Raw genomic sequence first — 21,538 nt, 5'->3', positions numbered from 1 at the left:
AATAATTAATCCGGGCAGCTCCGGCTATTCTGTCGTTCTGTATTTCGGGTTTTGCCTTTCTTCCGGAAATAAAAGTTCACTAAGTATTTAGTATCGTTTACCGCGCCGGCAGCCTGTTGCCTTTAAGCTGCCGGACAGGTTTCTTCGGTAATCGCTATTTCTTCAGCGCGTTAAGCTCATCGTTATAGCTTTCTCGCGTCATACAGACGCACAGAATAGTAACCAGCGCCATGCAGGCCAGGAACAGCGAAATCGGCCAGGATGCGCCGCCGGACCAGGCGATCAGCAAGGTGGCGATCATCGGCGTCAGCCCGCCGACGATATTCGCCAGCTGAAAGCCCAGCGAAACCCCGGTATAGCGCACGCTGGTATCAAACAGTTCGGAGAAAAAGGCGGGCTGAACGCTAAACATCATGCCGAGACCGACGGAATAGCAGAAGGTGGTGGCAAACATAAACATCTTCACCGAGCCGGAATCAATCATCCAGAACAGCGGAAAGGCAAAAATCAGCGTAATGGCGGCGCCGGCGAGATAAACCGGGCGACGGCCAATCTTATCCGACAGCCAGCCGAAAAACGGAAAGGTAAAGATACCGACGAAGCTCGCCAGCAGCAGCCCGTTCAGCGCCGTTTCGCGGGTAAAGTTCAGCTCACGCGTAACGTAGGACATAAAAAAAGCCACCGTTAACCAGCCCAGCACAATTTCACCCATGCGCATGCCCATCGCCAGAAAAACCGCTTTACGGTGGTGCTTCAGCACCGTCAGAACGGGAAACTTCTGCGTGACGCTTTGCGCCGCCTGCCGCTGCTGGTTTTGTTTAAATACCGGCGTCTCTTCAATGCGCGAACGAATAAACATACCGACAAACAGCAGCGCAATGCTTAGCAGAAACGGCACCCGCCATCCCCACGACATCAGATCCTTTTCCGGCAGCATTACCACCAGCGCAAAAACAGCGGTGGCGATAAACAGCCCCAGCACGTTGCCCAGCTGCACGAAAGTGCCAAAAAATCCGCGCCGGTTGCGCGGCGCATATTCAGTGATCAGCGTGGTTGCGCCGCCCCACTCGCCGCCAATGGCAAACCCCTGACACAGGCGCAGAAAAATCAGGATTAACGGCGCAGCGTTGCCGATGGCGTGATAGCTGGGGATCAGGCCAATCAGAAAGGTGGAAATTCCCATAATCATTAACGACAGCACCAGTGATTTTTTACGCCCGATCTTATCGCCGTAGTGACCAAAAACGATGGCGCCGATTGGACGGCTGACAAAGGTGATCGACAGGGTCAGAAACGAAACCAGCAGCGCCATCAGCGGCGAAAGATTCGGGAAGAACAGCGCCGGGAAAACCAGCGCGGCGGCCGTGCCGTAGATAAAGAAGTCATAGAATTCGATAGTGGTGCCGGAAAGCCCGGAGCCCAGCACGGTAATCAGTTTTCTTCGTTCTTGTTTATGCAGCGATAATGGTTCGTTTTCCGCAGGGGTAATGGCTGGCGAGGTAAGCATAGTCATCTTTCAATCCTCTGTCCTGAATAGTTACTGTCGAATCGGTCTGCACCTGACTAACAACGGCGACGAGGAGCTATTGCCACTAGCTAACTCGAATTAGCTAATTATATCAGCCAATAAATATTCACAACGTAAATAATAATAGAGTGTGAGCAGGATCGGCTAAAATTTGTCAGCCCGTTGTACTTCTCGCTACTATCTCCTTAGCGGGCGCCTGCTGATAAAAATCATAATTACAAACAGATAACTAAGAAAGCGCCGCCTGTTTTCATCTGATAAGCCCTTATTGCCCTGCCTTCAGGCGCCGCCGATGTTGTTCGCTCTTATCCACATGACGATCCTCCACTAAAACAGTCCGCATAAAATAAATTTTAAAAATCAAGATATTAAAAAAAGCATCTTGATAGCCATCACAAATTCCTGGTAAAGCAATTGTTCCTGCTTATCTTTTAACCTAATTTGCTAAGTCGAGTTAGCAAAGAGAAAAAATCATGAGCGGATATGCGTATCTTGGCGTTGACGTCGGCTCCGCCAGCGTCAGGGCAGGAATTTTCGCCAGCACCGGGGAAAGGCTGGCTTTTGTGGTTAAACCTGTCAGTCAGTTTCATGGCGCTGACCAACATGTGGAGCAATCCTCCGGCGAGATCTGGCAGGCCGTCTGCGACGCCGTCAGCGAATCTGTTAAGGCTTCAGCTATCGATCCGGCGCTGATCCGCGCCGTCGGCTTCGATGCCACCTGCTCGCTGGTAGCCGTCGCCCACGACGGCAGCGGCATCTCCGTCTCGCTGGAGGGCGCCGCTGAACGCGATATCATCATGTGGATGGATCACCGGGCGCAGCAGGAAGCGCAGACGATCAACCAGACGCACGACGACGCGCTGCGCTACGTTGGCGGTGAAGTCAGCGTCGAGATGGAGCTGCCGAAGATCCTCTGGCTGAAGCGCCGTTTTCCCGATCGCTACCGGCGCATCTGGCGCCTGTTCGATCTGGCGGATTACCTGGTCTGGCGCGCCTGCGGCAGCGATGTCGCCAGCGTGTGCACGCTAACCTGCAAATGGAACTATCTGGCGCATGAGCGGCGCTTCAGTCTCGCTCTGCTGCGCGCCGTCGGCCTGGAAGATGCGATCGATAAGATCCCGCCTGCCGTGCTTAACCTCGGCGAAAAAGCAGGCCGCCTGCAGCCCGCTATCGCCTCGCAGTGGGGGCTGGGCGACGATGTGGCGGTCGCCGGCGGCATTATTGACGCCCATGCCGGCGCCCTGGCGCTCAGCGGCGCCCAGCCGGCGGGCAGCCTGGCGATCGTCAGCGGCACCTCGAACTGCCATATGATCGTCAGCCGGCGGCCGATCGAGATCCCCGGCGTCTGGGGGCCTTACTGGGGAGCGATGCTGCCGGAGTGGTGGCTAAACGAAGGCGGGCAAAGCGCCGCTGGCGCGCTGGTGGAGTGGACGCTGCAACAGCACGCTTACTGGCCGGCCCTGCAACAGGAGGCCAGCGCCCAGGGCGCTTCCGTTTTTCAGCTGCTTAATCAGTGGGTGGAAAAGCTGGAGGCGCAGGAACGCTGGCCGACTCGCCAGCTGCATGTGCTGGGCGATCACCACGGCAACCGCTCTCCGCGCGCGAATCCGCAGGCGCGCGGCGCCATCTACGGCCTGACGCTGGAAAGCGGCCCGTCAGGGCTGGCGCGTTTATACCTCGCCACGCTGCAGGCGATCGCCTACGGCACCCGCCAGATTATTGAGGCGATGCGCACCGCGGGCCATCAGGTTTCACGCATTATGATGTGCGGCGGCGCGACGAAAAACCCGCTGTGGCTGCGGGAATACGCCAACGCCACCGGCTGCGATATCCACCTCGTCCGTGAAGATGACGCCGTGACTCTCGGCGCCGCGCTGCTCGGCAGCGTCGCCTGCGGCGATTTCGCCACCCTTCCTCAGGCCGCAGCCGCCATGAGCCGCCACGGGCGCACCGTCCAGGCCAGCCGCGATCCTGACGTTCAGGCCTTCCATCAGGCGAAATATCAGGTCTGCCTGATGATGTACCAGCAGCAGCAGGCCCGGCAACGCTTTAATGAAATCATGAACCCGACGCGACAAGACCCGCCCCTACAGGAGAACGTCTTATGCTGAATTTAACCCTGCCCGATGCAGCCGAAGCCATTACGGCGCAGCCCGGCGAAGTATTGATGGTAACCAATGCCGATTTACGCGAACCGGCCAACGTTACCTGCTGGCCGACACAGCAACTATTCGAACAGCGCCTTGCCAGCGCGCTGGAAAAGCTGGGATACCGCCTGCGCCGCGCGCACCCGATCAGCGAAAGCCGCGGCCACGGTTTTATCAGCAGCCAGCAGGAGGGCAGCGCGCTCTTCGCCAGAATCGATCCCGATGCCCCGGTTATCGTGCTGCTCACCGCCTGGCAATATTCGCACCATATCGCCCCTTCGCTGGTTCACCACCGCGGCCCCGTGCTGCTGCTGGCGAACTTCGACGGCACCTGGCCGGGGCTGGTGGGGATGCTCTGCATGGCGGGATGCCTGACCAGCCTTGAGCGCCCTTATTCGCGCCTGTGGTCGGAAACCTTTAACGATGAAGCCTTTATGCGCGGGCTGGAAACCTGGCTGCGCGACGGGCAGCTCAGCCACCGGCTCAGCTATCTGCATCCCGTCGCCGCCAGCGCGCCGCTGCTGGCCAGCGAGGCCGGGCAGATCGGCGTTAAAGTCGGCCAGTCGATCCTGAAACATAAAGCGATTATCGGCCTGTTCGATACCTTCTGTATGGGGATGATCAACGGCGTTTTTCCGCAAAAGGCGATGATCGATATCGGCATGCCGGTAGAGTCGCTGTCGCAGTCGGCGCTGCTGGTGGAGATGAATAACGTGCCGCAGGCGCTGCGCGAAGCCTGCCTGGCATGGTATGAGAGCCGCGGCATGCAGTTTCATTTCGGTCAGGATAGCGCAAAAGAGCTGACGCGCGAGCAGGTGCTGGAGCAGTGCGCGATGATGATCGCGATGGCGCGTTTCGTCCGTCGCTTCGGGCTGTCGGCGGTAGGCGTACAGTATCAGCAGGGCCTGAAGGATAGCTGCGCCGCCTCGGACTTTGCCGAGGGCGCTATCGGCAACGCCGAGCGCTTCCCGATCCCGGATGAACAGGGCGAGATTATCTGTCCGGGCGCGCCTATTACCTGCGTTAACGAAGTGGATATGGGCAGCGCTATCCCGCAGGTGATGCTGGCGAAACTGCTCAGCGCGCTGGGGATGGCGAGCGAAACCACCCTGCACGATATCCGCTGGGGCAGCGACTATAACGGCACCTTCTACTGGGATCTGGAGATTTCCGGCGCGGTTCCCTTCGCCCATCTGAAGGGCGGCATTGCCGGCGCAACCGGCTACCGTCAGCCGGCGATGTTCTTCCCCTACGGCGGTTCCACCATCGCCGGCCAGGGCAAAGCCGGACGCTTTATCTGGGCGCGCGCCCACTATGAAGGCTCGCAGGTGATTATGCATATCGGCACCGGCACCGCGGTCGAACTGCCGCAGGCGGAGTTTGAGCGCCGCCGTAAAGCAACCAACTATGAGTGGCCGCTGCTTAACGCGGTGCTCGATGGCGTATCCCGCGACGACCTTATGGCGGGACACCAGAGTAATCACCTTAGTCTGGCTTATACCGAGGAGGATTTATTACCCGAAGTGCTGAACGCATTTATTGCTCAGGCGCTGACGCAAAATATCAAAGTTTTTATCGCAGGCGATGCGCATTTATTAATGAAATAAAATCTGATTCGCTTATGTAATTTTTACGTTGTTAGCGATCCTGGCAAACATCCGGTTAATCCGCCGCCTTAAATAACAGGCAGGCGCGGATCGACACATATCTGTTCTGGCGCCAGCGGGGAAAATCCCCGCCGCCGGAATAAGAGAGGATTATATGTACCAGCAACAACATATTGAATTTATTATTCAGAAGGCAAAGAGACGGCTCGATTTGCAGGAAGCGCCCGGCTGCACTAAAGCGGGCTGGTTAATGATCACCGCATTATTAATCGAATCATGGGATATCTATTCCATGGCCTTTATTTTATTCGCGCTCAAAGATATTTATGAACCCAGCAGCTGGCTATTAGGTTTTACCGCAGCGGGCACCCAACTCGGCGCGGTGGTCGGCGCGCTGCTCGGCGGCTGGCTGACCGATAAGCTGGGGCGGCGTAAAATTTTTCTCTGGTCGATGATTCTGTTTGCCATTTTCGCCGTACTGCAGGGGCTGGCGCCCAATATGTACTGGCTGGCGATCATTCGCTGCCTTGCCGGTATTCCGGTAGGCGCCGATGTCGCTAACGGTTTCACCTATATCATGGAAGTGATGCCGAAGGGCAAGCGCGAGGTGATGGCAAACCGCTGGCAGTTTATGTTTGCGCTCGGCATCATCGCCGCCATTCTGCTGGTGACGACGCTGGTTACGCTGGGCGTTCATCCAGATTATATCTGGCGCATCGTGCTGGCGGTTCCCGCTATTCCCGCCTGCCTGCTGCTGTTTATGCGGCGCGAGCTGCCGGAAACGCCCGTCTGGTTCGTGGAGCGCGGACGTTTTATCGAAGCGAAACGGGCCTCGCGCGAATATTATGGCGCGCAAGACGGACGTTTACTGGACGATATTCTGCCTGATGAAAACGTCGCTATCGCCGATCCCACGCTAAAAGAGACGCTGCACGATCTGTTCCGCCGACCTTTTACCCGCCGTACCACGCTGTTCGGCTGGTTCTCCTGCGCTGTGCAGTCGTTTGAAAACTACGCCTTCTCTTTCTTCCTGCCGCTGATCCTCGTCACCATCGGAATTTCCGGGCAGGTGCAAAACAATCTCGCCCTGCTGGCGGTGAACTGTATCGCGGCGCTTTCGGCATTTGTCGGGCCGCTGCTGCTGCCGAAGCTGGGGCATAAAGGGCTGAGCAAATATGGTTTCCTGCTGGTTACCATCGGTATTTCGATTTCGGCGTGGGGCGTCTATAGCAGCAGCTTCGCTTTTATCATCTTCGGCGCGGCGCTGATGCTGTGGGGCCACTACTGGGATTCCGAAAGCGGAATGACGGTGATTTCTCTGGTGGCGAAACCGCGCTATCGCGGCGTGGCCTCCGGTATCGGCTACACCATCGTCAAGGTGACCGCTTTCGTCACCACTCTGGTGTTCCCGGCGCTGTTTGAAGCGCTCGGCGTGCCGCTGGCCTCGATGATTATCGCTATCGCGCCGTTCTGCGCTTTCCTCGCCTCCATCTTCCTGCTGCCGGAAGTCTTCGGACATACGGTGGGCGACGAACCGGAGCCGCAGCCGGCGGCAAGCGCCCAGCCTGGGCTACAGCCCCGCCAGTCTTCGATCTCCACCTCCAAACAGTGATCCCTGACCGCCGGCGATGCGTCACAGCAACCATCGCCGCCAAAAAAAGGAAGCCTTAATGATGAACAGTAGCAAAATGCCCGTGATTGAAAATATCGAACTGATGACCGCCCGCGTTCCGTTGCCGGAAGGGCCGTGGGGCGATCAGATCCATCACGTTACCGATATCGAAGTGGCGATTGTCGATGTGTATGGTTCAAACGGCCAGGTCGGCACCGGTTTTAGCCATACCTCCGGCTGGTGCGGTAAAACCATTTCGGCGCTGATTGCCGAAATTATCCCGGATGTGATCGGCCAGCCGCTCTCGCCGCGCGGGCTGTGGCATCGCGCTTATAAATATATTCACGACGTCGGCGGCGCCGGAGTGACCACCCATGCGCTGGCGGCGCTGGATATCGCCTACTGGGATCTGCTGGGTAAAACCCTCAATGCGCCGATCATCGATATTATCGGCCGCGTGCGCGATCGCGTACCGCTGTACGGCAGCGGCATTAATCTGCATCTCTCCATTGAAGAGGTGATTGAACAGGTTAAGCGCTGGAAAAGCGCCGGCTACCTGGCGGCGAAGGTCAAAGTGGGCAAACCGACGCTGGAAGAGGACGTGGAGCGGCTGCGTAAGATTCAGGAGGCGGTGCCGGGCTTCCCGCTGGCGGTAGACGCCAACCAGGGCTGGAACTTTCCGCAGGCGCTGCGCGCGTTCAGGCTGTTTGAACCGCTTAATCTGCTGTGGATCGAAGAGCCGCTGCCCTCCGACGATATCACCGGCCACCTGCGGCTGCGCGAACGCACTACCACGCCTGTCGCGCTGGGAGAAAACGTCTATAACTTAAACCAGTTCACCCAGTATATCGAAAACGGCTGCGCCGATTACATCCAGGCGGATCTCGGACGCGTCGGCGGTATTACCGGCTATCTGGATATCGCCGCCGTCGCCCGCGCGCATAACCTGCCGATGACGCCGCACTTCGTAATGGAGCTGAGCGCCAGCCTGCTGGCGGCGGTGCCGAATATCTCCTGTGCCGAGATGACCGACGGCGGGCGCTGGAAAGATCTGCGCATTATCGCCGAAGCGGGCGAAGAGGTGGATGGCTACTACGTGCCGAGCGAACGTCCGGGCCACGGCATTATTCTCGATCGTGATTACCTCGCATTACACAAAATCTAACCAGGCAGTGAGGGGGAACAGGCAATGGAAGAGACGTTATTCTCGGTTAAAGACAAGGTTATCATCGTAACCGGCGGCCTCGGCCAGCTGGGCGCGCAGTATGTGCAAACCCTGCATCAACGCGGGGCCAGGGTGGCGGCGCTGGCAACCCATTTGGATGAGGCGCGTATCGACCGCGTGCTCGGCGGGATAAAGGATTCCCCTCGCCTGTTCTGTGCCGAAATCGACATTACCGATCGGGCCAGCATCAATCGCGTGCTGGATGCGATCGAGGCCAAATGGGGCGTGCCGGATGGCCTGGTTAATAACGCCGGCGTCGATACCCAGCCCAGCGCGCCGCCGGAGGTCTCCGGCCCGTTTGAAGATTTCCCGGAAGAGGTGTTCCGCGAAGTGGTTGAGGTAAACCTGGTCGGCACCTTTCTGATGACGCAGCAGGTGGGCAAAAGGATGCGGCAGACGGGCAAAGGCGGCTCTATTATCAACGTCGGCTCTATCTACGGCGTAGTGTCGCCGGTGCAGGATATCTACAACTACAAAAAAGAGGATAGCGGTATTCCGTTTGTGAAGCCGGTGGCCTACTCCGCCGCCAAGTCAGGGCTGTATAACTTCACCCGTTATTGCGCTACCTACTGGGGACGCGACGGTATACGCGTCAATACCCTGACGCTATCCGGCGTTGAGCGCAGCGATCAGGATCCGCGTTTCCAGAAGAACTACACCAGCCGTATTCCGATTGGGCGCATGGCGAAGCCGCACGAATATAACGGCGCGGTGGTGTTTCTGCTATCGGACGCCTCGGTCTATATGACCGGCTCCAACCTGGTGGTCGATGGAGGCTGGACGGCATGGTAAGCGATAAATGGCACACCTTTCGCGGCATTATCTCCGCGATAGTGACCCCGATGCACGCGGATGAATCCGTTAACTATGCGGCGCTGGAAACCCTGGCCCACGCCCAGCTGGCGCGCGGCGTCGAAGGCTTTTACTGCTGCGGCTCCTCCGGGGAGGGGCCGCTGTTGCGCTTTGATGAACGCCGCCAGGTGCTTGCCGCGCTGGTGAACGCCGCCGCCGGCAGAGTACCGGTTATTTCGCACGTCGGCACGCCGCGCACGCTGGACGCCGTGGCGCTGGCAAAAAGCGCCGAGCAGGACGGCGCCAGCGCGGTTTCGCTGGTGCCGCCCTACTACTACAAATACAGCCGCGAAGAGATTATTGCCTACTATCGCCGCGTGCTGGATGCCATCTCAATACCGGTAATTTTATATAATATTCCGCAGTTTACCGGCGTTGAGCTCGATAGCCGGAGCGCGGAGGCGTTGCTCGACGATGAGCAGGTGCTCGGCGTGAAGCACACCTCGCATAATCTTTATTCGCTGGAGCGCATGATCGCCCGCTATCCGCATAAGGTGTTCTTTAACGGGTTTGATGAAATCTTCCTCTCCAGCCTGGCGGCGGGCGCCACCGCCACCGTCGGCACCACGGTCAACCTGCAGCCGGAGCTGTTTCTTGCCCTGCGCAGCGCCTTTCAGCAGGGAGATATAGCGCGCGCGCAGCGTCTGCAGCAGCAGATTAACGAGGTGGTTGCGGCGCTGGTCGCGCAGGGCGTGTTCCAGTCGGCGAAATATCTGGCCGGGAAGGAGGTTGTGGATACCGGACCGATTCGCGAACCTTTTGTCGCGCTGAATGCCGCGCAGCGCGTCGGGCTGGACGCGCTGCATCTGCGTTTACGGGGGTATATCGCCGATGCCCGCCAGTAACAGCCTGGCGCTGCATAAGCGCCTGAACGATAGCGAGATATGCCGACAGGTGGCGCTATTTTTAGAGGAGACGGAGAAGCAGCCGTCAACCTGCGGCCTGGCGCTGGCGGTTATGGGCCCTGATGGCGAGCCGATCGCCTTCGGCGCCCATGCCCGCTGCCCCGCACTCCCCCGCCAGCTGGCGCAGCGCAAGGCCTGGAGCGCCCTGCGCTTTCGTCGCGCCACCGCGCGCCTGGCGCTGGAAGTGGAGGCCGGTACGCTACGGTTAGAGATTTTTAACGATGCGCGCCTGCTGGCGATGCCGGGAGGCGCGCCGATTATCGTCGATGGAATAACTATTGGCGGCGTGGGCGTCAGCGGGCTGCCGCCGGAACTGGACGTTGAGATGGCGGAGCGTTTTATCGCTCGCCTGCTATAAGCGGCGCCGGGGCTGAGAGGCTGCCGGCGTTACGCTTTATGCCGCTCTACCGAAAGCGGGCGATGGATCAGCGTCATCGGCACGGTGATTTTGACATCCGCGTTTTCCCCCTGCAGCTTCTGCTGCATCAGGTGGAAGGCGTGCTGCGCCCAGGCATCTTCATCCTGACGCATCGACCACAGCGCATTCGGCAGAAAGCCCAGCATCTGATGTTCATCGAAGGTGCCAATGGAGATATTCGAGGGGATAAAACCGTAGGTTTCCCGCAGCGCGCTGAGCGTGCCTTCCAGAATCGGCAAGGATGAGGCGATAAAGGCTTTGGGCGGCGCCTGGTGCGCTTTCAGGAAATCGAGCATCAGCTGTTTCCCCTCTTCCTGGCGGTTATGGCTGGCGGATAAGATCCACTCGTTGCCCGTCGGCAGCTCGCTCAGGTAGCCCTGCAAACGACGCTGTATCGATGGCTGCTGCGTATCGCCGGCGATAAAAAAAATCGGCGACGCCTGCACCGCCTGCGTCATCGCCTGTACCAGCTTCTTGCTGCCGTTATAGTTATCGCTTACTACCAGAGAAATATCGCTTTCGCCAAAATCACGATCGAGCAGCACCAGAGGCCGTTTACGCGCCACTTTTTGGTGGTGAAGCTGGGTTTGCAGAGTGGATGGCGCCACAAACAGGCCATCAACATTGCGCGCCAGCAGCCCTTCCACCAGGCTGTTTTCATGCTCGCTGTCGCTGTAGGTGCAGGCAATCATCAGCTGATAACCCGCCTGACGGCAGCAGGATTCCAGCTTTTCCGCCAGGGTAGAGAAAAACAGGTTCGACAGGCGCGGAATAACCAGCCCCAGGGTTTCGGTTTTATTCAGCTTCAGGCTACGGGCGATTTGATTAACCACCAGTCCATTTTCAGCAATGTAATCGTTAATACGCTGCTGCGTTTTGACGCTGATGCGATAGCGTTCAGCCTTTCCCCCCAAAACCAGACGCACGGTGGTAATTGAAATATCCAGCGCCCTGGCGACCTGCTCAACCGTCTTAGCCATAAAATATCATTTTCCATAACGAACAGAACGTCTTAATCATAAACTAATTCGAGTTAGCAATATATTAGCAGCACTTTTAATTTCAACCTACAGCACATTTCGCCACCGCCATAACGGCATATTTTCCCTGGCGATGTTTGTTGCCGGGTAAGAGGTTTTGTTTTTAGGCGGGCGATGCCCCTGAAAATTATTGCGATAGCCGTCACGCTTTTACATCAGCGGCTATGTCAGCTCATCGGTGTAATTGTGAAGCCTGCCGCTATTGTAGTAGTTCAATATATAGCCGCCTGTTTGTCGCCGGGCGTCGTTCTTGCATCAGTGCCGTATCTTGCTTCACTGGCTTTCCGATATGAGCAACCTTTATCAACCGCATTCCAGCCTGAATCCGGGAAAGAAGGTGCGCTTTGCTTTCCTGATCATCAAGCCGCCAGCTTTGTGTTGGGGTGAGGTTATCACCTCTAAGCGGGCAAACAAATTCACCAGCCCGGTATAAACTTCTGTCTAATCAGCCGTATAAATTAAAAACACAGAGTGAAGCCCTGGCTTATGTTGTAAATTTTCCAATCCACGGGCTATTTGCGTCCTGGAACCAAAGTTGTAAAAGCATTTCTCTGAACTTTTCGGCCGCCGGGCTCAGCGCCGTTTCCCTCCGCTGGGCCAGCCCTAACGTGCGGCGAATAACAGGTTCAATCAGGGGGCGACTGACAAGAATATGATGTTCATCGGTTGGCATCGCCAGGCTCGGCACCACCGCGACGCCCAGCCCAGCCTCCACCATACCGAGTGAGGTCGACAGATGCCGGACTTCGTAAAACCAGTTGGGTTTCCATTCGGCCCCTTCCAGCGCCTGGTCTACCAACGACCGGTTGCCGCTGGAGCGCCGAACGCCAATCAACCTTAACCCAGCCAAATCTTCCCATAACACCAACGTTTTTTGTGCCAGCTCGTGGTCGCGCCGACAGGCCAGAACGAAAGGCTCATTCACCAGCGGTGTAAAATCGATATTCGGATGTGTGATGTTAATCATGTTTATACCAAAATCCGCATCACCATTTAGCACTGCTTCAAGGCAGTCGCTGGCGCTGTGCTCCAGAATGCGGATGCGGATATTGGGGTAATAATTGTTATAATCTCTGATAACCGAAGGCAAGAAATAAAACGCGGCTGTAGGGAGGCATGACAGGGTAATTACTCCACTCTGGTGTGTCGCCATCTCCTTAATACTCAGGATAGAGCTTTCATAGAAATCAATTAAATTCTTTGCCTTAGGTAAAAATTCCCTGCCTACCGCGGTGAGCTTTACGTTTCTCGTCGAGCGTTCAAATAAGGTTGCGCCCAGGCTCTCTTCCAACTTTTTAATTCTGCGCGTTAACGCCGGCTGTGATATGTGAAGAAAATGAGACGCTTTTGTAAAACAACCAATTTCTGCAATTTTAACAAAGGCTTGTACACCCTGAAGCTCATGCCGCATGAGATTCCATTCCAACTTTTTTCCGTGTAAAAACCACTCTAGCTCAGTATGTATTTATGCGCAAAGCGTATTAATCATTTGTTTTTTGACATTAGAGTTATCGATTGGCTTATGAAATCCTGACCCTGTTCTTACCAATAAGGGAAACGGAAAAACAAAATGTTGAAGATTCCTTGCGTACTGATGCGTGGTGGTACTTCTAAAGGCCCGGTTATTCTGGCCAGCGATTTACCGACAAAGGTTGAGGAGCGCGACGCAGTGCTGCTTGATCTAATGGGCGCAGGCCATGAACTTGAAATTGATGGGATTGGCGGGGGCAGCCCCCAGACAAGCAAAGTCGCCATTGTTAGCCAGTCGGACAGCCCTGATGCGGATGTCGACTATTTATTCGTACAGGTTATGGTTAATGAGCGCCGCGTGGATACGACTCCCAACTGCGGCAACATGCTGTGCGCCGTTGGCCCCTTCGCCATTGAAAAAGGCCTCGTTAAAGCCAATAACCCCGTCACCACAGTGCGCATCCGTAACCTCAATACCGGAACGCTGGTTGATGCCGAAGTGCAAACGCCTGACTTTTGCGTAAATTACGAGGGCGATACCAGTATTGACGGCGTACCCGGCACCGCCGCGCCTGTTGGCCTGACATTTCTGAACTCAGCGGGCTGCAAGACAGGTAAATTGCTGCCCACCGGTAATGTGGTTGACCTTTTCGATGATATAGAAGTGACCTGCATCGATATGGCAATGCCGATGGTACTGATGAATGCCGCGCAGATGGGAAAGACCGGCGGCGAAACCCCGGCAGAGCTTGAGGCGGATCGGGCGTTTATGACGCGGCTGGAAAACATTCGCCGCCAGGCCGGCGCCGCAATGGGGTTTAGCGATGTCAGCGATAAAGTGATCCCCAAGCCGGTTCTGCTAAGTAAACCGGGCGCGGGCGGTACGCTCAGAGTGCGTTACTTTATGCCGCATAACTGCCATAAATCACTGGCAATTACCGGTTCGATTGGTATTTCAACGGCCACTCTTATTGAAGGCTCCGTAGCACATAAGATTATTACAGAACAGCCCAGGGCGCCTGACACTAATATCATTAATATTGAACATCCAAGCGGGAAAATTTCTGTTGCGTTACTTAAAGAGGGAAATGAAATTGAGAAAACACGCGCGACGGTAATTCGGACATCCCGCAAGCTGTTTGAAGGGATCGTGTGCGTTCCTGAATAAGTTTAACAGCAGTGGTTTAAAAACATTTTTACTATTGCAATTAATAATACCCCTGGCTCCATGGAGCTACTGTACTCTGCCCCTAAAAAAATAATATTGAGGATATTATGCCTGTAACACATAAGATAAATAATATGAACGGTCCGGACCCGGCTAAAGTCAGTAACTATATACGTGTCATCCTGGCGCTGGCTTTATCCGGGCTGGCGGAATTAGCCTCGCTTTTCTTTATTCAGCCGCTATTGCCTGTTCTGGCCGTTGAATATGATGTTCCGGTCAGCCAGGTTAGTATTATTCTCTCCGCAGAGACGGCTCTGCTGGCTATCGGTCTTTTATTTACCGGCACGTTATCCGACCATTACGGCAGAAAAAAACTGATTATTGTTTCCCTGCTCCTGGGCGGCTTCCTGACCCTGCTGTGCCCGCTGGTGGAATCATGGGCGATGCTGGTTGCTTTGCGCGCCGTTATCGGGCTGGCTCTTAGCGGTATTGCTGCCGCGGCGACCGCTTATATCAGCGAGGAGGTCGCCCCCGTTGTAGCCGGGGTTGTCACCGGCTATTTTGTCTTCGGTAATTCGATGGGCGGAATGTCCGGGCGTATTGTCGCCAGTCAGTTAATTGAACATATTTCAATAAATACCATCTTCTACGGTTTTGCCGCCAGCCTGATTGCGGTGGCGATTCTGGTTAACTTCCTGTTACCAGCTTCTAAAAACTTTAAACCTACGCAAAATCTGAACGTACTGCGCGTAGTGAAAGGCGGCGCGGCGCATTTTAAAAATAAAAAACTGGCTCTGGCCTTTATTATCAGCTTCATTATATTTGGAGTATTTACCTCCCTGTATAACTACCTGGCCTTCTTCCTGAAAGGCGAACCGTTTCATATTTCCCCGGCCAATGCTGGTCTGTTATCGTTTAGCTTCGCACTGAGTTTCTTCACCGCGCCTCAGGCGGGCCGGCTGTCCGCCAAATATGGCAGCATGAACGTTCTGCGGGTGCTGTTCATCCTGATGGCGTTGGGTATGCTGCTAACGCTGACCCCGAACGTTATCACCTTTATTATCGGTTCGGTTATCTTCACCGGCTGCTTCTTTGGATGCCACTCCATCGGTCTGAGCTGGGTCAGTAAAAACGCCGCTCAGGCGCGTGGTCAGGCCGTTGCCCTGTACCTGTTCTTCTACTACATGGGCGGTTCGGTTATCGGTTTTGTGAACGGTTTCGTTTTCCACTCTATGGGCTGGCAGGGTATGACGGCATTCATCATCGCCTTACTTGGCGTGGGAGCTATTGTCGCGACCTGTCTATCCTCCAGTGAAAGAAAGGCGCTGGTCGCCGCTGAATCTTTAAATAATTAACCCCTCGTTCACGCCGCGCCTGCGCGGCGTGAACAAAAACTGAATGAGCAAGAGATAAACAGGTTTCATTATGAAATTAGCAAGCTACCGCTATCATGGTCGTAAGAGCTACGGCATCTTTACTGATAAAGGTATTATTGATCTCGGTAATAAGATTGGTCATCAATACCCTTCTCTGAAAGATCTGCTGCAGTGGAATGCTATTGACGTTGCCAGACAGTATATCGATTCTCCTGTTGATATCCTGGCTGAAGATATTACCTTTCTGCCGGTGATTGAATCGCCAGGAAAAATATTCTGCGTGGGCATGAATTATGCCGATAAGCGTAAAGAGTTTGCTGAAACCAACAACGCACCCACCCTATTTATTCGCTTTCCTGATTCGCAAACCGGCCACGGTATGCCCGTGGTTAAGCCCGCCTTATCAAACGAATTTGATTATGAAGGAGAGCTGGCCGTTATTATTGGCAAGCCAGGGAGCAATATCGACGCAAGCGTCGCCCTGACGCATGTCGCCGGATACAGCTGCTATATGGATGGCTCAGTACGCGACTGGCAGCACGCCTGGTTTACCGCCGGGAAAAACTGGCCGCAGACGGGAGCATTTGGCCCGTATATGACTACGGTAGATGAAATCCCCGATCCGCATGCCTTATGCATTCAGACCTACCTGAACGGCATTCTGGTACAGAATGATTCAACGGCCAGCATGATCCATAAAGTAGCGGATCTCATTAGCTACATTAGCACCTTCACCTCGCTCAGCGCAGGTGACGTCATTATTACCGGCTCTCCCGGCGGCGTCGGAAAAAAACGAATCCCTCCCCTTTTTATGCGCGAAGGCGATCGGGTCGAAGTGGTAATTGAAAATATTGGGCGCTTAACGAATACGATTGTGGAATCTCAGCCTCAGCAGGACCTGCTGGCATCGTAATACCCGGCGAAGCCGGCATATTAAACAACCCGTAATAATATTTTCAGGAGAGATAAGATGTACACCGACCAGCCGCTGGAGTTCGAAACAATTGAAGCTAGCAACGGTGATCACAGAGAGGAGATTATCTTTTTTCTGAAGAGCAATGGATTAGACATCGATGAAGATATTGAGCTATTCGTCATTGCACGCTGTCATCGGCAACTGGTCGCCTGCGCGGGCCTGGCAGGAAACACTTTAAAATGCATTGCCGTCGCGAAAGCGTGGCGTGGCACCGCTTTATGCCTGAAGATTGTGCATGAAGCGGAAATTCAGGCGGCCCAGAACGGCGAGCATCATCTGTTTCTTCTGACCTGTCCGGAAAACGTTAAAACCTTCCAGGGATGCGGATTTTACCCGCTGGTGACGCTCAATAACCGGGCGACGCTGATGGAGAATACGCCCGTTGGCATTCAGCGCTACTGTCGGCAACTGCGAAGCCAGCATCTGGTGCCGGTTGAAAACGTAGGCGGAATTGTTATGAATGCCAACCCCTTCACCCTGGGGCACCAGGGTTTGATTGAACAGGCGGCAAAAGCCTGCGACTGGCTTCACGTTTTTGTCGTTGAGGAAGATTTGTCCGCATTCTCCTTCCGGGAGCGTTTCGCAATGGTGCGCGAAGGTTCGCGTCATCTGCCAAATATTACGGTTCACCCTGGTTCGAAATATATTATTTCGCGCGGAACTTTCCCAGGATATTTCCTCAAAGACAAACAGATCGTTAATGAAGTGTATGCTGCTATCGATCTGATTATATTTCGTCGCTACATTGCCCCGGCGTTAAATATTACTCAGCGCTTCGTTGGCACCGAGCCTTTCTGCAAGGTGACAGCACAATATAACTGCGCAATGCATCGCTGGCTGGAAGATGAGACAGCAATACCAACCGCCAGCATCAAAGTTAACGAGATCAAGAGAATAACCGATGATAATAATTTCCCTATTTCCGCCTCTGCGGTCAGGAAATTATTGAGCACAGAACACATTGAGACCGTTAACAGTATGGTGCCAGCCAGCACTATGCCTTACCTGCTTAAATGGCTATCGGCGAATCAATCAAAGCAGCCAGATTTAGATTTGGCCGGTGCTTAATAAATATTTTTAGGGAAATCAATATGAAAATAGTAAAAGCGGCAATAGCCGGAACGCTGGAATCAAGCGATCTGATAGTCAAAGTCAGCCCCTGTGAAGATGGCCTGGATGTCACTATTAATAGTGAAGTGTACAAGCAATTTGGTGAACAAATTGGCGCAGTCGTGTGTGAGACGCTTCGCGCGTTTAGCGTTACCCAGGGGCAGATTATTGTTGAGGATAAAGGCGCGCTGGACTGTGTTATCCGCGCCAGAATGCAGGCGGCGATCCTCCGTGGAACGGAAAGCCAGCACATTGACTGGGGAAAATTAAAATGAATAAATTACGTCGCAGTATGCTTTTTATACCCGGCTCCAGCGCCGCCATGCTCTCTACCGCGTTTATTTATAGACCCGATTCTATTATGTTTGATCTGGAAGACGCGGTCTCCCTGAAAGAAAAAGACAGCGCCCGATTATTAGTTTTTCATGCTTTGCAGCACCCAATGTATAAAGATGTTGAAACGGTGGTGCGAATTAATCCGCTGAATACCCCTTTTGGTTTAAAAGATCTTGAAGCGGCGGTGCGGGCTGGCGTTGACGTTATTCGTTTGCCCAAAACTGATACGCCGGAAGATATTTATCAACTTGAGCGTGAAATTGTCCGCATTGAAGAAAGCTGTGGCCGTCCGGTTGGGTCTACGCAATTAATGGCGGCCATCGAATCTGCGCTGGGCGTTATTAATGCCGTCGCTATCGCCAGATCCTCTCCACGTCTGATGGGCATTGCGCTGGCGGCGTTTGATTACGTCATGGATATGCAAACGGAACGCGGGGACGGCACCGAACTTTTTTATGCCCGTTGCGCTGTATTACACGCCGCGCGCGCTGCCGGTATTGATGCTTTTGATGTGGTTTACGCCGATATCAATGATGAAGCAGGCTTCTTAAAAGAAGTGGATTTAATTAAGCGTATGGGCTTTAACGGAAAGTCTCTGATTAATCCACGGCAAATTGAAATTCTGCACAACGCCTATGCCCCAACGCAGGAAGAAGTTGATTATGCAGAACGCGTTATCGCGGCGGCGGAAGAAGGCGAACGTAATGGACTTGGGGTCATTTCACTGAACGGAAAAATGATCGATGCGCCAATCATCAACCACGCCCGCGTAGTCATCGAACGCCGCAATGCCTCCGGCATCCGTCAGTAATTTCTATTCAGCCTAACGCAACAGGATTTTAGATGAACAACGTAACCGAAGCACTTTTAACCTTAGCCGACACCCAGCGTCAATATGAGGTATTTAGCGGCGCGAATACGCACACGCCCTACCTTGCGGATAGCCAACAAAAATATCAGCGCAAAGTTTTCGCCACCTTAGATGACCTGTTAAGCTGCTGCGAATTACGTGACGGCATGACCGTTTCATTTCATCACGCTTTCCGCGAAGGCGATAAAGTCATTAACTACGTGATGGCGAAGCTGGCGGAAAAAGGCCTGAAGGGGTTAACGCTGGCCTCCAGTTCGTTGATGACCTGCAACTCGCCGCTGGTCGAACACATTAAAAATGGTGTTATTCGCAAAATTTATACCTCCGGGATGCGCGGTGAATTAGCCGATGCGATTTCACACGGTCTGATGGAGGAGCCGGTACAGATCCATTCCCACGGCGGCAGGGTCAACCTGATTGAAAAAGGCGAAATAAATATCGATATCGCCTTTTTAGCCGTCTCCTGCTGCGATGAATACGGCAATGCCAGCGGCAGCGGAGGCAAATCCCGCTGCGGCTCGCTTGGCTATGCAATGGTGGATGCCAAGTACGCTAAAAAGGTGGTGTTGCTGACCGAAAGCATTGAACCGTTTCCCTATATGCCCGCCAGCATTATTCAGGATCAGGTAGATTATATCGTCCGGATCGACAGCGTGGGCGATCCGGCCAAAATCAGCGTCGGCGCCGCCCGTGTCACCAGCAACCCGCGCGAGCTGATGATTGCCCGCTCGGCCGCCGATGTCATAGAGCATTCCGGCTACTTTCGTAACGGCTTCTCGCTGCAAACAGGATCGGGCGCGGCTTCTACCGCCTGCACGCGCTTCCTCGAAACGCGGATGCGCAAAAAGAATATTGTCGCCAGCTTTGCCCTGGGCGGCATCACCGGCAGCATCGTGGATCTGCACGAGAAAGGACTTATCACCAGGCTGCTGGATACCCAAAGCTTTGATGGCGCTGCCGGGGATTCGCTGGCGAAAAACCCAAACCACATTGAGATTTCAACCAGCGTTTATGCTAACCCGGCCGCTAAAGCCGCCTGCTGCGACCGCGTTGACATCGTCATCTTAAGCGCGCTGGAAATAGATACGGCGTTTAATGTCAATGTGCTGACCGGCTCCGACGGCGTAATGCGCGGCGCATCCGGCGGCCACTGCGACGTTGCCGCCGCTGCGAATTTAACCATCGTGGTCGCTCCCCTGATCCGCAGCCGCATTCCTACCGTCGTTCGTCGCGTCACCACGCGCGTTACCCCAGGCGAAAGTATCGACGTACTGGTTACTGACCACGGTATCGCCGTCAACCCTGCCCGTCCGGAGGTGAAAGAGAGGCTGGTCGCCGCTGGTTTAGCGGTGATTGATATCGAAGCGTTGTACCAGAAATCGCTGGTCATTTCCGGCGAGCCTAAACCCATTGAGTTTACTTCCCGCATTGTCGGCGTGGTGCGTTATCGCGACGGCAGCGTCATTGATGTGGTAAGGCAGGTAAAACAATGATTAGCGAAACGACAAAGGCGTCATCCGCAGCCGTCACCCTTGAGGATGTTCTGCTGGCCAGGGAAGCCCGCGCCAGCGTGCAGCAAAAGTGGCTGGACCGCTTCGCCCAGCCGTTGGTGTCCGCCACCCTCGTCTGGCCGGGAGAGATAAAAGATACGCCTCTCGCCCGGCAGGTAATGGCGCAGGCGATTGAAAGCCTGAACCAGCTGCTGCGTAAACACTGCTGGCGGGTCACCAGACAGGAAACACGTTTTCTGCCAACGGGGCCGGAGGCGTTCTGGTCTGTCTCTGCACCCGCCTGGATGATCAAACATGTTACGGCACACCTTGAAGATAACCACCCTCTTGGCCGTCTGTGGGATATCGACGTGTTTTGCCCCAGCGCCGGACTGGTTAAGCGCAGCGCGATAAACCAACCGATGCGCCGATGCTTTATCTGTCATGAACCCGCTCATGTCTGCTCCCGTATGCGCCGGCACTCTCCTCAGCAACTGGCGCAGGTGATTGAGGATTTAACCTATGGCTACTTTAGCGGTCAGCGTTAAGCGGAACGAGCCGGTAGCCGACATCGCCGGGCTGGCTGGCGAGGCGATGTACCGGGAAGTGATGCTTACCCCGAAACCGGGGCTGGTTGATGGCGCCAATAACGGCGCGCACCGTGATATGAATCTCGCGCTCTTTATGGCCAGTATTGCCGCCGTCTCGCCCTGGTTTGCGCGCTTTTTTGCCCAGGGGAAAGCCACCGCACACTTTCCTGCCCCGCAAACCCTGGCGGCTATCCGCCCGGTTGGGCTGGCGTGCGAACAGGCGATGTTCAACGCCACCGGCGGCATCAATACCCATAAAGGCGGCGTGTTTTCACTGGGTCTGTTGTGCGCTGCCGCGGGCCGTCTTGCCAGCGGCGGCAGGCCGCTTAATCAGCGAGCGCTGTGCCGGGAAATCAGCGCGATCTGTACAGGGCTGGTTGACGGCGAGCTCAAAAAATCCACCCAGGCAAACACCAAAGGTGAGCATATTTTTCAGACTCTGGGGCTTACCGGCGCGCGGGGCGAGGCGGAAAGCGGCTTTACCACCGTCACGCGTTTCGGATTGCCCCAGTGGGAAAAGGCGCTGCGGGATGGGTTAACGGAACAGGATGCGCTGCTCAGAATGCTCCTCGCCCTGATGGCGCACAACCCCGATACCAATGTGGTTTCGCGGGGCGGGCTGAACGGGCTGAAGTATGTGCAACGCTACGCCGGGCGGCTCCTGCAGATACGCAACCTGTCGGGCGAGAGGCTCAGAAAGGCGCTGATCGATATGGATAACGCCCTGATTGCAAAAAATCTTAGCCCTGGCGGCAGTGCGGATCTCCTTGCCGTTGGCTGGGTACTTTCCCACTACCCGGCCTGATGGAGTGTACTG

At 55.1% G+C, this 21,538-nt stretch carries 20 protein-coding genes; 17 read left to right on the top strand and 3 right to left on the bottom strand.

Going from position 1 to position 21,538, the window contains the following annotated elements:
* Window positions 1–154: 154 nt before the first annotated feature.
* Window positions 155–1,513, bottom strand: a complete 1,359-nt coding sequence (locus FKM52_RS03950; RefSeq protein WP_141174893.1) for an MFS transporter — start codon at window positions 1,511–1,513, stop codon at window positions 155–157.
* A gap of 488 nt (window positions 1,514–2,001) precedes the next feature.
* On the opposite strand from FKM52_RS03950, the gene FKM52_RS03945 reads away from it, so the two are divergent.
* The 7 genes from FKM52_RS03945 to FKM52_RS03915 all read left to right on the top strand — a co-directional run bounded on the left by FKM52_RS03945 (window position 2,002) and on the right by FKM52_RS03915 (window position 10,234).
* Window positions 2,002–3,639: an FGGY-family carbohydrate kinase gene (locus FKM52_RS03945; RefSeq protein ID WP_141174892.1), complete on the top strand. Its 1,638-nt coding sequence runs from the start codon at window positions 2,002–2,004 to the stop codon at window positions 3,637–3,639.
* Window positions 3,633–5,282, top strand: coding sequence for a signal transduction protein (locus FKM52_RS03940; RefSeq protein WP_141174891.1), 1,650 nt, complete (start codon window positions 3,633–3,635; stop codon window positions 5,280–5,282). Before FKM52_RS03945 ends, FKM52_RS03940 begins: the two co-directional genes overlap by 7 nt.
* A gap of 154 nt (window positions 5,283–5,436) precedes the next feature.
* Complete coding sequence (locus FKM52_RS03935) at window positions 5,437–6,894, top strand: MFS transporter (protein WP_141174890.1); 1,458 nt, start codon at window positions 5,437–5,439, stop codon at window positions 6,892–6,894.
* A 61-nt stretch (window positions 6,895–6,955) separates the two neighbouring features.
* On the top strand, window positions 6,956–8,059 hold the full coding sequence (locus FKM52_RS03930) for a mandelate racemase/muconate lactonizing enzyme family protein (RefSeq protein WP_141175202.1): 1,104 nt from the start codon (window positions 6,956–6,958) through the stop codon (window positions 8,057–8,059).
* Between the two features lie 24 nt (window positions 8,060–8,083).
* Entirely contained in the window at window positions 8,084–8,911 is an 828-nt protein-coding gene (locus FKM52_RS03925; protein WP_141174889.1) for an SDR family oxidoreductase, read from the top strand.
* On the top strand, window positions 8,905–9,816 hold the full coding sequence (locus FKM52_RS03920) for a dihydrodipicolinate synthase family protein (RefSeq protein ID WP_141174888.1): 912 nt from the start codon (window positions 8,905–8,907) through the stop codon (window positions 9,814–9,816). The genes FKM52_RS03925 and FKM52_RS03920 overlap by 7 nt, the downstream gene beginning before the upstream one ends.
* Entirely contained in the window at window positions 9,803–10,234 is a 432-nt protein-coding gene (locus FKM52_RS03915) for a GlcG/HbpS family heme-binding protein (RefSeq protein WP_141174887.1), read from the top strand. Before FKM52_RS03920 ends, FKM52_RS03915 begins: the two co-directional genes overlap by 14 nt.
* 29 nt (window positions 10,235–10,263) lie before the next feature.
* Here FKM52_RS03915 and FKM52_RS03910 read toward each other — a convergent pair whose 3' ends face one another.
* Window positions 10,264–11,274, bottom strand: coding sequence for a LacI family DNA-binding transcriptional regulator (locus FKM52_RS03910; RefSeq protein ID WP_141174886.1), 1,011 nt, complete (start codon window positions 11,272–11,274; stop codon window positions 10,264–10,266).
* A 174-nt stretch (window positions 11,275–11,448) separates the two neighbouring features.
* Here FKM52_RS03910 and FKM52_RS22170 point away from each other — a divergent pair, with 174 nt between their 5' ends.
* Window positions 11,449–11,721, top strand: a complete 273-nt coding sequence (locus FKM52_RS22170) for a hypothetical protein (RefSeq protein ID WP_377092337.1) — start codon at window positions 11,449–11,451, stop codon at window positions 11,719–11,721.
* A gap of 97 nt (window positions 11,722–11,818) precedes the next feature.
* Here FKM52_RS22170 and FKM52_RS03900 read toward each other — a convergent pair whose 3' ends face one another.
* Window positions 11,819–12,745: a LysR family transcriptional regulator gene (locus FKM52_RS03900; RefSeq protein ID WP_141175201.1), complete on the bottom strand. Its 927-nt coding sequence runs from the start codon at window positions 12,743–12,745 to the stop codon at window positions 11,819–11,821.
* A gap of 159 nt (window positions 12,746–12,904) precedes the next feature.
* Here FKM52_RS03900 and FKM52_RS03895 point away from each other — a divergent pair, with 159 nt between their 5' ends.
* The 9 genes from FKM52_RS03895 to citG all read left to right on the top strand — a co-directional run bounded on the left by FKM52_RS03895 (window position 12,905) and on the right by citG (window position 21,526).
* The gene (locus tag FKM52_RS03895; protein ID WP_141174885.1) at window positions 12,905–13,972 is read left to right on the top strand and encodes a 4-oxalomesaconate tautomerase; all 1,068 of its coding nucleotides are present in this window, start codon (window positions 12,905–12,907) and stop codon (window positions 13,970–13,972) included.
* 134 nt (window positions 13,973–14,106) lie between these two features.
* Window positions 14,107–15,327 carry an MFS transporter gene (locus FKM52_RS03890; RefSeq protein WP_244316876.1) on the top strand — a complete coding sequence of 407 codons (1,221 nt, stop codon included), beginning with the start codon at window positions 14,107–14,109 and terminating at the stop codon, window positions 15,325–15,327.
* Between the two features lie 70 nt (window positions 15,328–15,397).
* On the top strand, window positions 15,398–16,261 hold the full coding sequence (locus FKM52_RS03885) for a fumarylacetoacetate hydrolase family protein (protein ID WP_141174883.1): 864 nt from the start codon (window positions 15,398–15,400) through the stop codon (window positions 16,259–16,261).
* Between the two features lie 57 nt (window positions 16,262–16,318).
* Window positions 16,319–17,392: a [citrate (pro-3S)-lyase] ligase gene (gene citC, locus FKM52_RS03880; RefSeq protein ID WP_141174882.1), complete on the top strand. Its 1,074-nt coding sequence runs from the start codon at window positions 16,319–16,321 to the stop codon at window positions 17,390–17,392.
* A gap of 23 nt (window positions 17,393–17,415) precedes the next feature.
* Window positions 17,416–17,709 carry a citrate lyase acyl carrier protein gene (gene citD, locus FKM52_RS03875; RefSeq protein WP_141174881.1) on the top strand — a complete coding sequence of 98 codons (294 nt, stop codon included), beginning with the start codon at window positions 17,416–17,418 and terminating at the stop codon, window positions 17,707–17,709.
* Window positions 17,706–18,581: a citrate (pro-3S)-lyase subunit beta gene (citE, locus tag FKM52_RS03870; RefSeq protein WP_141174880.1), complete on the top strand. Its 876-nt coding sequence runs from the start codon at window positions 17,706–17,708 to the stop codon at window positions 18,579–18,581. Before citD ends, citE begins: the two co-directional genes overlap by 4 nt.
* A gap of 32 nt (window positions 18,582–18,613) precedes the next feature.
* The gene (gene citF, locus FKM52_RS03865; protein ID WP_141174879.1) at window positions 18,614–20,134 is read left to right on the top strand and encodes a citrate lyase subunit alpha; all 1,521 of its coding nucleotides are present in this window, start codon (window positions 18,614–18,616) and stop codon (window positions 20,132–20,134) included.
* Window positions 20,131–20,679, top strand: a complete 549-nt coding sequence (gene citX / locus FKM52_RS03860; protein WP_141174878.1) for a citrate lyase holo-[acyl-carrier protein] synthase — start codon at window positions 20,131–20,133, stop codon at window positions 20,677–20,679. The genes citF and citX overlap by 4 nt, the downstream gene beginning before the upstream one ends.
* The gene (gene citG / locus FKM52_RS03855; RefSeq protein ID WP_141174877.1) at window positions 20,654–21,526 is read left to right on the top strand and encodes a triphosphoribosyl-dephospho-CoA synthase CitG; all 873 of its coding nucleotides are present in this window, start codon (window positions 20,654–20,656) and stop codon (window positions 21,524–21,526) included. Before citX ends, citG begins: the two co-directional genes overlap by 26 nt.
* The last annotated feature ends 12 nt before the right edge of the window (window positions 21,527–21,538 follow it).

This window comes from Mixta tenebrionis (assembly GCF_006517625.1).
In the GTDB taxonomy this organism is placed as follows: domain Bacteria; phylum Pseudomonadota; class Gammaproteobacteria; order Enterobacterales; family Enterobacteriaceae; genus Mixta; species Mixta tenebrionis.
Note: the sequence above shows the minus strand (reverse complement) of the source record. Positions and strands in the feature narration are given on the sequence as shown.

Bases quoted from the DNA above. Each gene is read 5' to 3' on its own strand.
- FKM52_RS03890 (WP_244316876.1), top strand. From the start codon at position 14,107: ATGAACGGTCCGGACCCGGCTAAAGTCAGTAACTATATACGTGTCATC.
- FKM52_RS03895 (WP_141174885.1), top strand. From the start codon at position 12,905: ATGTTGAAGATTCCTTGCGTACTGATGCGTGGTGGTACTTCTAAAGGC.
- FKM52_RS03945 (WP_141174892.1), top strand. From the start codon at position 2,002: ATGAGCGGATATGCGTATCTTGGCGTTGACGTCGGCTCCGCCAGCGTC.
- FKM52_RS03915 (WP_141174887.1), top strand. From the start codon at position 9,803: ATGCCCGCCAGTAACAGCCTGGCGCTGCATAAGCGCCTGAACGATAGC.
- citX (WP_141174878.1), top strand. From the start codon at position 20,131: ATGATTAGCGAAACGACAAAGGCGTCATCCGCAGCCGTCACCCTTGAG.
- FKM52_RS22170 (WP_377092337.1), top strand. From the start codon at position 11,449: ATGCCCCTGAAAATTATTGCGATAGCCGTCACGCTTTTACATCAGCGG.
- FKM52_RS03930 (WP_141175202.1), top strand. From the start codon at position 6,956: ATGAACAGTAGCAAAATGCCCGTGATTGAAAATATCGAACTGATGACC.
- FKM52_RS03935 (WP_141174890.1), top strand. From the start codon at position 5,437: ATGTACCAGCAACAACATATTGAATTTATTATTCAGAAGGCAAAGAGA.
- FKM52_RS03885 (WP_141174883.1), top strand. From the start codon at position 15,398: ATGAAATTAGCAAGCTACCGCTATCATGGTCGTAAGAGCTACGGCATC.
- citD (WP_141174881.1), top strand. From the start codon at position 17,416: ATGAAAATAGTAAAAGCGGCAATAGCCGGAACGCTGGAATCAAGCGAT.
- FKM52_RS03900 (WP_141175201.1), bottom strand. From the start codon at position 12,745: ATGCGGCATGAGCTTCAGGGTGTACAAGCCTTTGTTAAAATTGCAGAA.
- FKM52_RS03920 (WP_141174888.1), top strand. From the start codon at position 8,905: ATGGTAAGCGATAAATGGCACACCTTTCGCGGCATTATCTCCGCGATA.
- citC (WP_141174882.1), top strand. From the start codon at position 16,319: ATGTACACCGACCAGCCGCTGGAGTTCGAAACAATTGAAGCTAGCAAC.
- citG (WP_141174877.1), top strand. From the start codon at position 20,654: ATGGCTACTTTAGCGGTCAGCGTTAAGCGGAACGAGCCGGTAGCCGAC.
- FKM52_RS03925 (WP_141174889.1), top strand. From the start codon at position 8,084: ATGGAAGAGACGTTATTCTCGGTTAAAGACAAGGTTATCATCGTAACC.
- citE (WP_141174880.1), top strand. From the start codon at position 17,706: ATGAATAAATTACGTCGCAGTATGCTTTTTATACCCGGCTCCAGCGCC.
- citF (WP_141174879.1), top strand. From the start codon at position 18,614: ATGAACAACGTAACCGAAGCACTTTTAACCTTAGCCGACACCCAGCGT.
- FKM52_RS03950 (WP_141174893.1), bottom strand. From the start codon at position 1,513: ATGACTATGCTTACCTCGCCAGCCATTACCCCTGCGGAAAACGAACCA.
- FKM52_RS03940 (WP_141174891.1), top strand. From the start codon at position 3,633: ATGCTGAATTTAACCCTGCCCGATGCAGCCGAAGCCATTACGGCGCAG.
- FKM52_RS03910 (WP_141174886.1), bottom strand. From the start codon at position 11,274: ATGGCTAAGACGGTTGAGCAGGTCGCCAGGGCGCTGGATATTTCAATT.